11 protein-coding genes are annotated in these 14,929 nt (G+C 67.2%); 3 read left to right on the top strand and 8 right to left on the bottom strand.

Features of this window, described 5'->3' with window-relative positions:
- Positions 1–88 precede the first annotated feature (88 nt).
- The 4 genes from RTQ83_RS07035 to RTQ83_RS07020 all read right to left on the bottom strand — a co-directional run bounded on the left by RTQ83_RS07035 (position 89) and on the right by RTQ83_RS07020 (position 3,406).
- Positions 89–1,390 (bottom strand): sensor histidine kinase, encoded by a 1,302-nt coding sequence (locus RTQ83_RS07035; protein WP_312512592.1) that lies wholly within the window; start codon positions 1,388–1,390, stop codon positions 89–91.
- 49 nt (positions 1,391–1,439) lie between these two features.
- The gene (locus RTQ83_RS07030; protein WP_312512589.1) at positions 1,440–2,105 is read right to left on the bottom strand and encodes a response regulator transcription factor; all 666 of its coding nucleotides are present in this window, start codon (positions 2,103–2,105) and stop codon (positions 1,440–1,442) included.
- 137 nt (positions 2,106–2,242) lie between these two features.
- Positions 2,243–2,455, bottom strand: a complete 213-nt coding sequence (locus tag RTQ83_RS07025; RefSeq protein ID WP_312512587.1) for a DUF2945 domain-containing protein — start codon at positions 2,453–2,455, stop codon at positions 2,243–2,245.
- Between the two features lie 93 nt (positions 2,456–2,548).
- Positions 2,549–3,406, bottom strand: coding sequence for a DUF3626 domain-containing protein (locus RTQ83_RS07020; protein WP_312512584.1), 858 nt, complete (start codon positions 3,404–3,406; stop codon positions 2,549–2,551).
- A 164-nt stretch (positions 3,407–3,570) separates the two neighbouring features.
- Between RTQ83_RS07020 and RTQ83_RS07015 the strand changes: the two genes are divergently transcribed.
- Complete coding sequence (locus RTQ83_RS07015; RefSeq protein WP_312512581.1) at positions 3,571–4,815, top strand: DUF819 family protein; 1,245 nt, start codon at positions 3,571–3,573, stop codon at positions 4,813–4,815.
- A 160-nt stretch (positions 4,816–4,975) separates the two neighbouring features.
- Positions 4,976–5,935: a helix-turn-helix domain-containing protein gene (locus tag RTQ83_RS07010; protein WP_312512577.1), complete on the top strand. Its 960-nt coding sequence runs from the start codon at positions 4,976–4,978 to the stop codon at positions 5,933–5,935.
- Here the strand turns inward: RTQ83_RS07010 and RTQ83_RS07005 are convergent.
- Genes RTQ83_RS07005 through RTQ83_RS06995 form a run of 3 tightly spaced genes read right to left on the bottom strand, consistent with a single transcriptional unit; the run spans position 5,922 to position 12,333 of the window.
- Positions 5,922–7,250, bottom strand: a complete 1,329-nt coding sequence (locus RTQ83_RS07005; RefSeq protein ID WP_312512574.1) for an MFS transporter — start codon at positions 7,248–7,250, stop codon at positions 5,922–5,924. The two genes, RTQ83_RS07010 and RTQ83_RS07005, sit on opposite strands and share 14 nt — an antisense overlap.
- Positions 7,251–7,263: 13 nt before the next feature.
- Positions 7,264–9,690 carry a family 20 glycosylhydrolase gene (locus RTQ83_RS07000; protein ID WP_312512572.1) on the bottom strand — a complete coding sequence of 809 codons (2,427 nt, stop codon included), beginning with the start codon at positions 9,688–9,690 and terminating at the stop codon, positions 7,264–7,266.
- Positions 9,691–12,333, bottom strand: coding sequence for a TonB-dependent receptor (locus RTQ83_RS06995; RefSeq protein ID WP_312512569.1), 2,643 nt, complete (start codon positions 12,331–12,333; stop codon positions 9,691–9,693). It abuts the gene before it with no gap.
- A 427-nt stretch (positions 12,334–12,760) separates the two neighbouring features.
- Between RTQ83_RS06995 and RTQ83_RS06990 the strand changes: the two genes are divergently transcribed.
- Positions 12,761–13,408, top strand: a complete 648-nt coding sequence (locus RTQ83_RS06990; RefSeq protein WP_312512567.1) for a choice-of-anchor J family PEP-CTERM protein — start codon at positions 12,761–12,763, stop codon at positions 13,406–13,408.
- 3 nt (positions 13,409–13,411) lie between these two features.
- Here RTQ83_RS06990 and RTQ83_RS06985 read toward each other — a convergent pair whose 3' ends face one another.
- Entirely contained in the window at positions 13,412–14,794 is a 1,383-nt protein-coding gene (locus RTQ83_RS06985) for an HD-GYP domain-containing protein (RefSeq protein WP_312512565.1), read from the bottom strand.
- Positions 14,795–14,929: the final 135 nt, after the last annotated feature.

The raw sequence follows: 14,929 nt of genomic DNA, 5'->3' as shown, positions 1-14,929 counted from the left end.
CCTTTGTCGTAATGGGTCGGTGCGCCCGCCGTACTGCAGCAGGCATGGACGCATTACACCGTTCGGACATTAATCCGATCTTAAGAACCTATCCCGGCAGGTCGAGCATCACGCCCAGTCCACGGCCACCCAGTCCCGGCCCGAACGACAGCCCGATGCCATGCAGGTCGGCGATGCGCTTGACGATCGACAGCCCCAGCCCGCTGCCCGGCTGCGCCGAACCGAGGACGCGGAAGAAGCGCTCGGTCAAACGCTGGCGGCTGGCCTCGTCGACGCCTGGACCGTCGTCGCGCACCGCGATGCGCCCGTGCTCTCCGATCATGCGCGCATCGATCTCGATGCGGCTGCCATCCGGGCAGTAGCGCAGCGCGTTGTCGATCAGGTTGCGCAGCACGATCGCCAGCAGCTGCGGGTCGGCCTGCACGGTTTCGAGTTCGCACTGTAGCGACAGCGCGATGCCGCGCTGCGCGGCCGGCGCGGCGTGGTCGGCCAGCAGCCGCTCCAGCAAAGGCCGCAGCGCCAGCGGCTGGCGCACCAGCTGTTCGCGCGCCAGCGGATCGAGGCGCGCCAGCGTCAACAGGCTGTCGACCAGCGCCGTCATGCGCGCGATGTCGGTGCGCAGTTTATGGAACGGTGCGGCCAGATCGGGATGCTGGCGCTTCAGCAACTGCACGTGCATGTGCAGGCCGGCCAGCGGTGTGCGCAGCTCGTGCGCGGCGTCGGCGGTGAAGCGGCGCTCGGCCTGGAGCGCGCCTTCCAGCCGTCCCAGCACGCCGTTGAACGCGGCCACGATCGGCAGCACTTCGCGCGGCTGGCCGCTCAGTGCCACCTGGGCCAGGTCGTCGGGGGTCTTGGCCGCGATGCTGGCGGCGGTCTGGCGCAAGGGCTTGAGGATGCGTCCCGTGATCAGCCAGCACACCAGCGCCAGCAGGAGCAGCACGCCCAGCACCGGCAGCCACAGCGCCTCGGCCAGTTCTTCCAGGATGTCGTAGCGCTGCTTGGTGCGCTGCCCGACCTGGACCTCGACGTCGCGCGCCGCATCGCGCACCACGAACACGCGCCAGCGCTTGTCGCTCACCAGTGCTTCGGCGAAACCGTGGTCGTCGTCGCCGGAGAAGTTGGAGACGAAGGGCCGCGCCGGCGCATCGCCGGTGCGCTGGATCACGCGCCCGGCGGCCACGATCTGGTACTGCATGTCGACCTTGCGGCCATGCGCGCCGTCGTTGCCGCGTTCCTGCAGCAGGCCACGCTCGTTCCAGTCGGTGGTGGCGGCCATGATCATGTAGCCCGATTCTTCCAGCGCGTCGTCGAACACGTCGTTGGTCTCGTTCCAGGCGATCAGGGTGACGATGCCAAGGCTGACCAGCCATAGCGCGGTACTGGCGGCCATGATTGCCGCCAGCAGGCGCCGCCGCAGCGACCATGGTTTTTTTACGGTCTCACTCACCATCGTTCTTCAGCCGGTAGCCCAGTCCGCGTACGGTGACGATGCTGTCGCTCCCGAACTTCTTGCGCAGGTTGTGGATGTAGACCTCGATCGCATTGCTCTCGACTTCGTCGCCCCAGCCGTACAGCGTTTCTTCGATCTGGGCGCGGGTGACGATGCCGTTCTTGCGCAGCATCAGCGCGTATAAAACGTTGTACTCGCGCGCGGTCAGTGCCACCGGCTGGCCGTCCAGCGCCGCGGTCTTGGTGTCGAGATTCAGGGCGATGGTGCCGTGGGTTAGCGCATTGCTCACTTGGTCGGCGCCGCGCCGCACGGCGGCGCGGATGCGCGCCGACATCTCTTCCAGCTCGAACGGTTTCACCAGGTAGTCGTCGGCGCCCATGTCCAGGCCTTCGACCCGGTCCGACAGCGCATTGAAGGCGGTGATCAGGATGACCGGCACCCGGTTGCCGGACTTGCGCAGTTCGGCCAGCAAGGCGTCGCCCGAGAGTCCCGGCAGGCCGCGGTCGAGCAGCACGCAGTCGTAGCGGTGCGTCATCAATGCCGTCTGCGCCGAGTCGCCGCGCCGCACCCAGTCCACCGCATGGTCGTCCAGGCGCAGCCAGGACTGGATGGTGTCGCCAAGAGAGGTATCGTCTTCGACCAGCAGGATGCGCATGAACAGGACTCGGGAGGTGAACAGTGGCCGCCAGTATGGCGCAGCGCCGGCACGCTGCCAACGGCTCCCGAGTGTGGCCGGCGAAGATGAAGCGGGTCTTAAGGACTAAGGTCTTAAGGTCTTAAGGTCTTAAGGTCTCAAGATTTCTTCTTCAGCGCCGTGCCCTTGTGCGCGGCCTCGGCGCCGGTCTTGTCGCTGGCCACCAGGTATTCCGGGTTATCCTTCGACGCCGCCACGTGGTGGCCCTTGATGTCGGTCGGCGACGTCAGCTTTTTCTTGACCTTGCCGCTCACCGTTCCCTGCGACGACTTCCACTCTACCTTGTCGCCGGCCTTGATTGCATCGCTCATGCTGGACTCCTGAAGTAAGGGTTCAGATCATTTGAACATGGATCTCCGTGGCGACGCGCGTCGTTAGCGTGACAAACCGGCGACAGCCTGCTGTCACGACAAGTCGCCGAAGCGCGCCAGACAATGCCACACCTTCTTCAGCTCCTGCGCATCGTGCCGCCCTTCTGCAGCCGCCCTGCCGATGCAGGCGGGATCAAGCACGCCGCCGTGTGCGATGACCGCGCCCAGTTCGACGATATGCCCACCGCGGTAGTCGGGATGGCGCCGCAGCGTGGCGACGTCGAGCCGGAATCCGGGGTGCCACTCGAGCACGCACGGATAGCGCCGCGCCCACGCTTCCAGCGCGCCGCCGCGATAGCAGGGGTCGAGCACCAGCGCCTCGATGTCGGCGTCGAGCCGCAATGTTCCGTGGATGTGCGCCTCGATGTAGTCGTCGAGCGGGTCCTTGTCGTCGGCCAGCGCGCGCGCCACCAGGTCGATGCGTGCGGCCACGCCGAAGTGCTCCGGCTCGAACACGCTGTCGGGATAGCAGAACGTGCAGCGCGCCGCGACGTCCGGCCGCAGGCGCAGGTGGGCCGAGCCGAAACGCGGCGAACCGCCGGCGGCGCGGCGCCGGTAATTGAGCGCGCCGTATTTGGGGCGCTGTCCGGGCGGGGCGCTATCGTAGGCGCCGCCGAAGATGCGGCTTTCCCACAGCCAGCGCGCCCCGCCCTCGAAGGCGCTCAGGCCGCCGTTGCTGGTGCCGGTCTCGAACTGCGAGCGGTACACGCCCTCCCGCAGCAGCGCCTGCAGCAACGGCTGGCCACCGACCAGGCGGTCGGGATGGAAATGCAGGGTCAGCGCCAGCGAGCGGTCCAGCGGCGCGCCGCTGCTGAGCGCCGCCACGTGGGCGATGGCGCGCGCCGCCGGATCGGGGCGCTGCGGGTGGCTGGCGGGCGGGGTGTCGTCCATGGGCGCGGCTCCGGATGGATGAGCAAACCATTCTAGCAGCGCGGCCGGAAGCCATCGACCTTGCTGTAAAGACATTATTTTTGAGGATAGAAATGTAGAATCGCCCGGTCCGGCCGCGATGGCCGCTCTCCCGGCAGTTCCTGCTGTTCGCACCTGGACCCACGATGCAAAACGCTTCCCCGCTGGTCACCAATGACGCCGTCGTGCTCGGCCTGCTGGCCGTCATCCTCGGCGCCGTCTTCTGGAGCGCTTCCCGGCGTTCCGGCTTCTGGAAAACGTTCTATACCTACGTGCCGGCGCTGCTGCTGTGCTATCTGATTCCGGCCCTGCTCAATACGCTCGGCGTGATCGACGGCAACGCTTCGTCGCTATATCCGGTGGCGCGCGACTACCTGCTGCCGAGCGCCCTGGTGCTGCTGTGCGTGGCGATCGACTTCGGCGCCGTGCTGCGCCTCGGTCCCAAGGCCGTGATCATGTTCCTTACCGGTACCCTGGGCGTGATGCTGGGCGGCGTGGTCTCGTTCCTGGCCATGGGCGTGATCCATCCCGAGACGGTCGAGGGCGAGACCTGGCGCGGCATGACCACGGTGGCCGGTTCCTGGATCGGCGGTGGCGCCAACCAGGCCGCGATGAAGGAAGTGTTCGAGGTCGAAGCCACCCTGTTCGGCCAGTTCGTCGCGGTCGACGTGCTGGTCGCCAACGTCTGGATGGCGGTGCTGCTGTTCCTGGCCAGCCGCGCCCAGGCCTTCGACCGCTGGACCGGCGCCGACCTGACTGCCATCAACGCGCTCAAGCAGCGCATCGAGCACTACCAGGCCGAGCACTCGCGCATCCCGACCTTGACCGACGTGATGGTGATCCTGGCGGTGGGCCTGGGCGTGACCGGCCTGTCGCATGCGCTGACCGGGCCGACCGTGGCCTGGATCGCCAGCCTGCCGGCCGAGTGGCGCCTGCAGGACTACAGCCTGACCTCGAACTTTTTCTGGGTGGTGGTGTACGCCACCACCTTCGGCCTGCTGCTGAGCTTTACGCGGGCGCGCAGCCTGGAAGGCGCGGGCGCCTCGACGATCGGTTCGGCCATGCTATACGTGCTAGTGGCAACCATCGGCATGCACATGGACCTGAACGCCCTGCTCGACCGCCCGTGGCTGTTCCTGCTGGGCCTGATCTGGATCGCGGTGCATGGCGGCCTGATGCTGCTGGTGGCCAAGCTGATCCGCGCGCCGCTGTTCTTCATGGCGGTCGGCTCGCAGGCCAATATCGGTGGCGCCGCCTCGGCCCCGGTGATCGCCAGCGCCTTCCATCCGGCGCTGGCCCCGGTCGGGGTGCTGCTGGCGGTGCTCGGCTATGCGCTCGGCACCTACGGCGCCTACCTCACCGGCCTGGCGCTGCGCGCGCTGGCAACCTGAGAACGGCGTCCCTCCGCGACATGCGCCGGGGCAGCCAGATGCCGCGCCGCCCCGGAGCAAACGACACACCGGGGGCGGCGCTTGTCATTTACGCTACAAAACGGTCACAAATACCGAGTTTCGACGCATAATCGATGTAACCCCGTAAAGACGCCATGCGATGCAAACCGGTTCCGATCCAGTCCTGTCCGCGCTATCCCCTTCCCGCCTGGCACCGCGGCCATCGCGCCTGGTACGCATATCGCGCCTGTACGAGGTGATGGACCTGATGCTCGACTCGGTCGGCGATCCGCTGGCACTGCAAAGCCTGGCGGCATCGGCCAGCTATTCGAGCTACCACTTCGACCGCATCTTCCGCGAGCTGACCGGCTTCTCGGCCGTCGAATACCAGAGAAAGCGCCGCCTGCGCCGCGCCGCCCACCTGCTGCGCCATGAACCCGACGTGGCGGTCGGGCGCATCGCCCAGGATTGCGGCTTCCCCTCCAACGCGGCCTTTGCCAAGGCCTTCCGCCAGCAGTTCGCGATGTCGGCCAAGTCGTGGCGCGAAGGCGGCTGGCGCGCCTATATGGATGCCCAGGTCGGGCGCGAGAGCGATGTCAGTTTCTTCGTGGCGGAACCGAACAACCTGGCGGCGCTGCAGGCGCCCTACCGCGCGCCGGAGCCGGGCAGCATCGCCGCGCGCGTCGCCGTGCGCAGCCTGCCCGCCGTGCGCCTGCGCTACCAGCGCTTCTTCGGCCAGTCGGGGGCGGCGCTGGCACAGGCCTGCAATGGTTTCATCAACGCCCATGCGCAGGCATCAAGCATGCCCTGGTACGGCGTGTTCGACGAAGACCCGGGCTTTACCGGCGAGCGCGAATACTGCTACGACTTCGGCGCCGCCAGCGAGGTACTGGACGATCCGGCGCTCGGTTTGCGCCTGCTGCCGGCCGGCAGCTACGCCTGCCTCGATTTTTGCGGCGAATGGCCGCGCTTTCGCGCCATGTACGAAGACTGGCTCGAACGGCAGTCGGTGTGGCGGCTGGACAGCACGCGGCCGCATATCCAGCGCGTGGAGCGCGCCGCGGCTGGCGACGGCGGCGGCTGGCGCGGCTGGCTGGCGCTGCCGGTCAAGAAGCGGTAGGGGTAACGCTTCCGATGCGCATGAAGCGGCTCAGCACCAGCACCGGGACGCTCGCGGCCAGCACCCACACGAAGAAATCGCGGTAGCCCAGCGCGGCCTGGATGTCGCCGCTGATGGTGCGAAACAGCACGAAGCCCAGCTGCATGAAGCCGGTGCCGAGCGCGTAGTGCGCGGCCTGGTAGCGGCCGCTGGCCAGCACCTGCATGATGAACAGGATCACGCCGACGAAGCCGAAGCCGTAGCCGAACATCTCGATGCCGAGCGCGCCGGCGATCAAGGGCAGCGACTCGGGCTGGGCTTCACTCAGATACCAGAACACGGCGTTCGGCAGGTTCATCGCCACGATCAAAAACGGCATCGCGCGCTTGAGGCTCAGCCAGGCAGTAAAGTAGCCCCCGGCGATGCTGCCCGCCAGGAAGGCGCCGGTGCCGACCGTGCCGTACACCCAGCCCACCTCCGACGTTGTCAATCCAAGTCCGCCCACATCGCGCGCGTCGCGCAGGAACAGCGGGCCGATCGACTGGATTTGTCCCTCTCCGGCGCGGAACAGAATGATGAACAGGATCGCGGCCCAGATGCCGGGACGCGCGAAGAAGGTGCGGATCACGTCCACTAAAGTAGCGCCGATCGCGCGCACGCTCTGCCCGGCCTGCGCCGCCATGCGCGGCGTGGCCGGCAGCGCGCGCACGTGGTACAGGCCGAGCAGCGCCATCAGGCCGCCCAGCAGCACGAACACGACCGTCCAGGCCGAGGTCACGCCCAGGCGCCGTTCCAGTTCGCCGGCCAGGATCAGCAAGCCTCCCAGCGACAGGAACTTGGCGGCATTGAAGAACGCGCCCTGCCAGCCGGCGTAGGCGGCCTGTTCGCGTGCATCCAGGCTGGCGATATAGATGCCGTCGGCGACGATGTCGTGCGTGCTGGAGGCCAGCGCCACCAGCGCCAACAAGGCCATCGTCAAGGCGAACCACAGCGGCAGCTGCAGCGCCAATGCCACCAGCGCCAGGCAGGCGCCGCCGATGACCTGGCACGCCACCACCGCCATGCGCCGGCTGGGCGCCAGTTCCAGGAACGGGCTCCACAGCGCCTTGAAGGCCCAGGCCAGGCCCAAGAGGCCGGTCCAGCGCGCGATCTGCTCGTTCGGCACGCCCATACTCTTGAGCATCTGGCCGGCCACCAGCGCCACCGCGTAGAACGGCAGGCCCTGGGCCAGGTACAGCGTCGGCACCCACGTGAGAGGATGGCGCTTGCGCGGCGCCGCGGCCGTATCGGCGACGGCGTCGGGGACAGGGGCTGAAGCGGAATGCAGCGCGCTCATGGCGACTCCGGAATCAAGGTGACAAGGTGACGATGCGGCCCACACGGCCGCGGGTATCGACGCTGGCCAGCTTCACCACGCTCGCCCCGTCGAGCGCCATCGGATGCGTGTAGCGCGGGCTGTCTGCGCCAGGGTCGCTGCCGTCCAGAGTGTAATGCACGCGCACCCCCGGCAGGGCGACATTCGCATGCAGCCGGCCGTCCTGCAGCACGGCGCCCGGCGGCGGCAGGCGGTACTGCCAGGGGTCGTTTGCGCGGTCCAGGCGCGGCAGCTCGCGCTGGCCGAGGCGGTTGGCGAATTCGTTCCAGTCGGCGGCCAGTTCCGCTTCGCCGTGCCAGCCGGGGCCGGGCGACCATGCGCGCTCGGCCAGGCCGATCATGCGCGGCAGCGCCAGGTATTCGAGGCGCGCGCGCGAGCGCTTGTTCTCGCCCCACAGCTGTCCCTGCAGGCCGGCGATGCGGGTGCGTCCCTGCGCGTCGAGCGGCGCCAGCGCGGCCACCTGCGCCGCATCGGGTGCGCGGCCCATCGCGTCGCGTGCGGGGATCAGCGGCGGGTCCAGTGGACACATGCCGAAGGCGTCGCGGGTACCGACGAAGCCGGCCCAGTAGTAGCCCGGTTCGTCCGGATGCTTGGCGTAGGCGAAGTCGAAATACAGGCTGGCGGCGCTGGCCAGCACCACGGTATGCCCGGCGTTGGCCAGGCGGCTGGCGCAATCCTCCTGGCCGGAACCCCAGCCGTTGTTCCAGACATAGACGTGGAAATCGTCCTTGGCCTGGTGCGGGTCGGACGCCAGCGCCGTTTCTTCCCAGCCGGCGAAGGCGGCGCCGTGACGCGCCAGGATCGCGCGGCAGCGCTTTTGGAAGTCGGCGCGCAACTGGCGCACGTCGCTCCAGCCACGCGCGCGCATCAGCGCCTGGCAGGCGGGCGAACCGATCCAGGCACCGGCCGGCACTTCGTCGCCGCCGGTATGCAGCACCCGCAGCGGCACGCCGGCCTCCCTGTACAGCAACGCCACTTCGCCAACGACGGTGTCGATGAAGCGGTCGACCGAGGGCAAGGCGATGCACATCACGTTGTCGTGCCACAGTTGCACCGATTCATAGTTCGATGCATCGTGTGGGTCGCTCAGCAGATAGCGCTCTGCCCCATCCACGTCGCCGGCCGCCAGCAAGCGTGCATGACGCACCCGCATCGCCTCGACCGCCGCGCGTGCGTGGCCGGGCATATTGAATTCGGGGATGACCTCGATGTGGCGCGCATGCGCATAGCGCAGGATGGTCACGAAGTCGGCCGCCGTATAGAAGCCGCTGCCATTCGAGCCAAGGGTGGCCGCGCCCGAACCGAACGACGGCGGCAGGCATGGCGCTTCGCCGGCGCGCGCCACGCCGCGCCTTGCCCCGACCAGTGTCAGTTCGGGCAGCGCGCCGATCGCCAGGCGCCAGCCTTCGTCGTCGGTCAGGTGGAAGTGGAAGCGGTTGAGTTTATAGGCCGCCATGCAGTCGAGTAGGCGCAGCACCGTGTCAACGCTGGAAAAATGGCGCGCGACGTCGAGCATCAGGCCGCGATAGGCGAAGCGCGGCGCGTCCAGCACCGAGCCGCATGGCAGCGCGCCATCGGCATCCGCCAGTTGCGCCAGGCTTTGCAAACCGTTGAAGACACCGTGCGGCCCTGCGCCGCGCACCAGCACGCGGCCGGGCGCGACCTCGAGCAGATAGGCTTCGCGCGCCAGCGCCGGGTCGGTTTCATCGGCATCCACCGCGCCGGTTTCCAGCACGATGATGGTGTCGGCAGCGCCATCGGGCAGGCCGGCCAGCCACGCACGCAGCCAGGCCGCTTCGACTTCCAGCCCTGCCCCATGCTCGATGCGCGTAGAAGACCCTATTGGGCAGCGGCGCGCATCGAAACGCGCCGTGCGCGGCCGCGGGGTGATGCGGCCCACGTCCGCCAGGGGCAGTTGCGACAACGCCGCATTCTGCCCGAAGCGCCAGGCCGCGTCGGCGGTCGGCAGCAGATCGCCGCGCATGCGGTGGCGCTGCTCGGGACGCGTGAATGGCGCGATCTCCGGGTCGCCCAGGTCGATGGCGGCACCGCCGTCGCCCGGCACCAGATAGAAGCCGAGCGGCGCATCGGTGATGCTGATCGCCCAGTGCAGCGCCTCGTACTCGATCGTGTGGCGCTGCCCCGGCATCCAGGCGCCGCCATCCGGCATCGTCAGGCAGAACAGGTCGCCGTTGATGTGCGCGATCGCGTAGCCCGGCGTGACGCTGGACGCCAGCACCTTGCGGCAGGTGTTGAAGTACAGCGTCCAGCCGGGCGCGATCGGCGCCGACCCGTCGTTGCGAATGCCAAGGCGCGCCGTGAAGGCATCGTCGCGCGTGAAGTTGCTGATGCACGCCCAGGCGATGCCGATCGCCGGGGAGCCGTGCCGCCGCGCCGCCATTTACAGTTTGCCGCGCAGGCCGAGATAGAAGGTGCGGCCGTTCGAGTAGAACGCACGCGGACGATCGTGGTTCTCGGCATACATCTTGATTGTCTCGTTGGTGAGGTTCAACGCGTCGAAGGTCAGCGTCAGGCGTTCGTTGAGCTTGACGTTGACCGATGCCGCCAGCGACGGCATGCCGTCCACGTGCTGGCTGGCGCCGCGGTCGACGCCGGCCTTGTAGCGCGAACGGTAGTTGTAGGCCAGGCGCGCCGAGAACAGTTCGTTCTCGAAGTAGCCGGTGACGTTCCAGGTGTTTTTCGAAGAGTTGAGCAGTTCGCCGCCGTCATCGAGTTCGCCGTCGGCGAAGGTGTAGTTGACCAGCATGCCGAAGTTGCTGAACAAAGGCTGCTGCCAGCTCAGTTCCACGCCGCGGTTCTTGCCGCTGGTGTTGTAGGGCGACGTGATCAGGTAAGTGGTCTGGGTATCGCGCTTGTTGTTGTAGTAGGTGCCTGTCGTGGTGCCCTGGGCCACGATCGAGCGCAGGTCCATGTAGAACAGGCCGGCCGACAGCAGTGCCTTGGGCGCGTAATACCACTCGGCGCCGATGTCGAAGTTGGTCGAGCGCACCGGGTCCAGGTTGACGTTGCCGCCGCTGCCGCTCAGGGCATCGTCGTTGAGCGAGACCGAGCCGCCCAATGCGCTGTAGTCGGGACGCGCGATGGTCTTGGCCAGCGCGGTGCGGATGGTGAGATCCGGCGTCAGGTTGTACTTCAGGTTGGCGCTCGGCAGGTAGTCGCGGTAGGTGCGCTTGAAGGTGGTCGGGGTGTAGTCGCCAAAGGCCGATCCCGTGATCGGCGCCGGGCCGCCCGGCAGGTTCACGACCGTGGTCTGGCGCGTCTCGACCGCGCGCAGGCCGATGTTACCGCTCCAGCCGTCGCCGCCGAAATCGACCATGCCGTACACGGCGGCGGTCTTCTCGGCGACTTCGAATTCGTTCATCCAGTTATGGCGTAGCACGTAATCGAGCAGGCGGTTGCCGGGGATCGCGCCCCAGGCGCCGAGCGCGGCGCCGTCGTACTTGAAGTAGTTGGCCGACACATTGCCGCCCAGGTCGCTGCCGAAGTCGCCCGGATACAGCTGGCCGTTCCAGGCCGGGCCCGGATTAGTGAAGCCGACCGGGCCGGGACGGGTTTCCAGCGGTTGTTCGGCGGTGCGGGTGTGGTCGGTCCAGCGCGCACCGAAGCGCACGGCCGTGAAGGTGTCGTTGTCCAGGCGCAGCTCGCCGTCGAGCTGGGCGTATTTTTCCTGGTCCACCGACTGCGATTCGCCGCCGCCGGCCCAGGCGGTCGAGCCGGGCGAGACGGTATTGCCGCCGGGGTAGCTGACCGAGGCCGGGGATAGACCATTGAGACCGTAGACCATGCCGCCGTCGACGTTGTTCTGGTAATAGACGTCGTCGCGGTCCCAGCCCACGCCGTGGGTCTTGCCGGCCTTGCCCGACAGCGTGAAGCGCTCGTTGACGCGCCACTTGCCGTTCAGGTCGAGGTACCACGATTCGCCGCCGGCATCCGGGCGGTAGATGTTGTCGACCTCGCCCGCATTGCGGGTGAAGGCGGCGCCGACCAGGGTATTGTTGCGCACTACCGGATCGATCGGAATCAAGCCCAGGCTGTTGATCGAATTGGCCGGCGCGGCCAGCCAGTTGGTATTCTGGTGCGGCGCTTCCAGCTTCGAATAGAAGCCGTTGAAATCCAGCGTCAGGTCGCGGTTGGGACGGACTTCAAGATCGAAGGCGCCGCCCTCCCTCTTCTTGGTCTGCTCGAACAGCGCGGCGCCAATAAAAGTAGGCACCACCACGCCGGCCAGCGAAGGATTGGCCAACGCCGCCGCGCTGGTGGCGCTGATCGGGGTGTAGCCGAGGATTTCCTGGCCGTCGCGCCGCACCGAGGCTTTCTCCGAGAATGCCTGGACCAGGATGCCGGCGGTATTCTCCACGTTCTTCCAGCTCACCAGGCCCGACAAGTGCGGCTCGGTTTTTCCGGACAGGTCGTTGTAGTTGGCCTGGACCGAGCCTTCCACCGTCAGCTGCTGCTTGAAGTCGAGCGGGCGGCGCGTGATGACGTTGATGGCGCCCGAGACGCCGCCTTCGACCAGGTCGGCGGTCGGGCTCTTTTGAACCACGATCGAGCCCACCAGTTCGGACGGCAGCAGCGAGAAGCTGCTCGAGCGGCCGACGTTGCCGCCGATCTGGTTCAGCACGAACCAGTCACCGGTGCTGATCGCGTGGCCGTTGAACAGCGTCTGCTGCAGGCTGGGGCTGGTGCCGCGCAGGCTGACGCGGTCGTTCTCGCCGAAGCCGCCCTCGCCGCCGGCCGAGGACTGGGTGTTCACGCCAGGCAGGCGCTGGATCGCGTCGGCCACGTTTTTATCCGGCATCTTGCCGATGTCTTCGGCGGTGACCACCTCGACCACCGCGTCGGCGTTGCGCTTCTGGCGCAGCGATTGCTCGAGCGCGGCGCGCACGCCGGTCACGACCACGGTCTGGGCCTCGGTTTGCACCGGGGCCGTCTGCGCCCAGGATTGCCCCGCCGCCATCGCCATTACCGCCACTGCCGCCGCGATGGCGGTGCGTTTGTATTCTCGTGCCGTCGACTCGTTCATGCCGTTCTCCAAAACCGGTTGGACATCACCCCACCCTTGCGCTCGTGATGGAGAAAACATCGTCAGCGTCGGGCGTCTCGTTTCTGCTTGTGAAGCGATTGTGGTGGCATCCGCAGCGGCTTGTTTGTCAAATCTTGCTATCCGCAGCGCGATTTCATCGGCATGACATCGTTTGCTGGCAGGCTGGCGCGGACGGCGCGCCGTTTTTGTTGCCGCTGCATGAGGTCTTGAAGCTGTCGAAATCCTTTACATCTTGATTTTGAACAGATTTCCTTAAAGTTTTTTTGTCTTATAAATCAAATAATTGTCGTCCTGGCATGATTGCTGCATCGTGAATGTCAGGGCGCACGCAAGGGGCGTGCTGCTGCATTGGCGCAACGGTATGCTCCGAGTGCCGCGCGCCGCTCACCGATCGGAGGCGTATTACATGAAGAAAACCATCCTGTTTGCCCTGATGTTCACGGGCGCGATGGCGTCGGCGCAGGCCGATGTATTGTTAAGCGAAGGATTCGACAATGTCCCTGCACTGGCAAGCGAGGGCTGGGTGTTCAGCAACGAAAGCGTTCCGCCGGGCCCGGTCGAAGGCTGGTTCCAGGGCAGCACCGACACCTTCACCTCGCAGCGCGGCGCGCCGGAAGCCTATATCGCTTCCAACTACCTGGCGGCCGAGCCTGGCGGCATCCTGAACAACTGGCTCATCACGCCTGAATTCTCCACCGCCAAGAACGTGCTGGTGTCGTTCTGGCTGCGCGCCGAGCCGTTCGAAGGCACCAGCGACCAGGTGCGCTTCGGCTTCAGCGACGGCAGCGACGACCTGCTCGACTTCGCGCTCGACACGGTCGTGACCGCGCCGACCGATGGCTGGACGCGCTACACCATCAGCCTGGGCGCCCAGGGCGCAGGATCGACCGCGCGCTTCGGCTTCCAGCATTTCGGGGTGGCGGACCTGTCCAACTACGTGGGGCTGGACAGCCTGACCATTACCGAAGTGCCGGAACCGTCGACCGCGATGATCCTGGGCCTGGGGCTGGCGGGGTTTGCCGCCGCACGCCGCCGGCGCCAGGACCAGGCCTGACGCTCAGGCCGTTGCGGGAAGCGGCACCCGCGCCATCGCCAGCTTGAGCGCTTCGAAGCAGGCCGGGTCGAGCGCGCTGCCGACCGTCTTTTCCATCATCTCGAGCGCCTTCGGCACGGCAATCGCGCCGCGGTACGGGCGCTCGGCGGTGATGGCGTCGAAGATGTCGGCGGTGGTGATGATGCGCGTCTCGAGCCGGATCTCGTCCGCCGCCAGGCCGCGCGGATAGCCGCCGCCGTCGAGCCGCTCGTGGTGGGCGCCGGCGATCGACGCCAGTTCGGCGAAGGCGGCGATGCGGCCCAGGATGGTCTCGGTGTATTCGGCGTGCTGGCGCACCGCTTCCCACTCGTCGCGGTCGAGCGCGCCGGCCTTGTCCAGCACGCTGTTGCTGACGCCGAGCTTGCCGACGTCGTGCAGCAGCGCGCCGCGCTTGAGCCAGCGGCGGCGCTGGGCCGACAGGCCAAGCGCTTCGGCGATCATGTCGGTGTACAGCGCCACCCGCGTGCTGTGGCCGCTGGTATAGGGACTCTTGGCGTCGACCACCTGGCCGAAGGCGGCGGCGATGTCGTCCAGGTAGTCGTCGTCCAGCGCCACTTCGTGGCCGGCCGGTTCCAGCGCGAACACGGCGCCATCGATGGCGGGCGCACCCAGCGTGGTCCAGAACGCCTCGTCCTGCGCCACCGCCTCGAACGCACTCACCAGCTGCGGATCGAACCAGCTGCCGGCGCGGCGCTGCGCTTCACGCAGCGCCGCCGCGCGGCCGCCGGCGGTGTGGAACACGTCGATCACCTGCGCCAGCAGGGCGATGCGGGCATACACGGGGATCGCATCGCCCGCCAGCCGGGCCGGCTTGCCGCTGCCGTTGAAGTGTTCGTCGAGCGAATAGATGCCGTTCGCCACCCCGTCCGGGAAGCGCAGCAGGCGCGCGATGTCGGCGCCGCGCTGGCAGCGGGTGGCGATCAGTCCCTGGGCGATCTCGGGGCCGTCGCGCAGGATGGTCATCACGCTGCGGAAGCGCTCGGCCAGGCCCGCCTTCAGGCCGGTGTGCTTGAGCACGAACGTCAGCACCTGCGGCAGGCTGTCGCCGACGGTCTTGAAGCCGCGCTTGAAACCGAGGTCGTCGGTGAGGTACAGCTCGCAGATGCGGGCGGCGTTGCTGCTGCAGCCCAGGTCTTTCAGCAGCAGCGTGTAATACAGCTCCCACAGCTGGTCCTGCGACAGCCCGATGCGGCCGCCGATGTGCATCCCGATCCAGCAGCAGCGCACGCAATGGCCGGCCGGCTGGCCCTCGGTGATGTCGAGCGCGTAGCTCAGCGCTCCGATCAGTTCGGAGAGCTTCATCGCGCTGGGGGCGAGCGCGTCGGAGGGGGCGGAGAGCGGCTTCATGACGGGTTTCTAAAAATTCTCAAATGCAATAAATATTGATGGTACGCCATAAATACAGGGCCGGCTTATGGCCGCCTGAAGCCGGCATGGGAATGCGGCATGAACGCCACAAAACGTTGTCAAACATGCCCGTAT

It is taken from the genome of Massilia sp. (assembly GCF_031995545.1).
Classification (GTDB): Bacteria; Pseudomonadota; Gammaproteobacteria; order Burkholderiales; family Burkholderiaceae_D; genus Telluria.
This window is presented reverse-complemented; position numbering and strand designations above follow the sequence as displayed.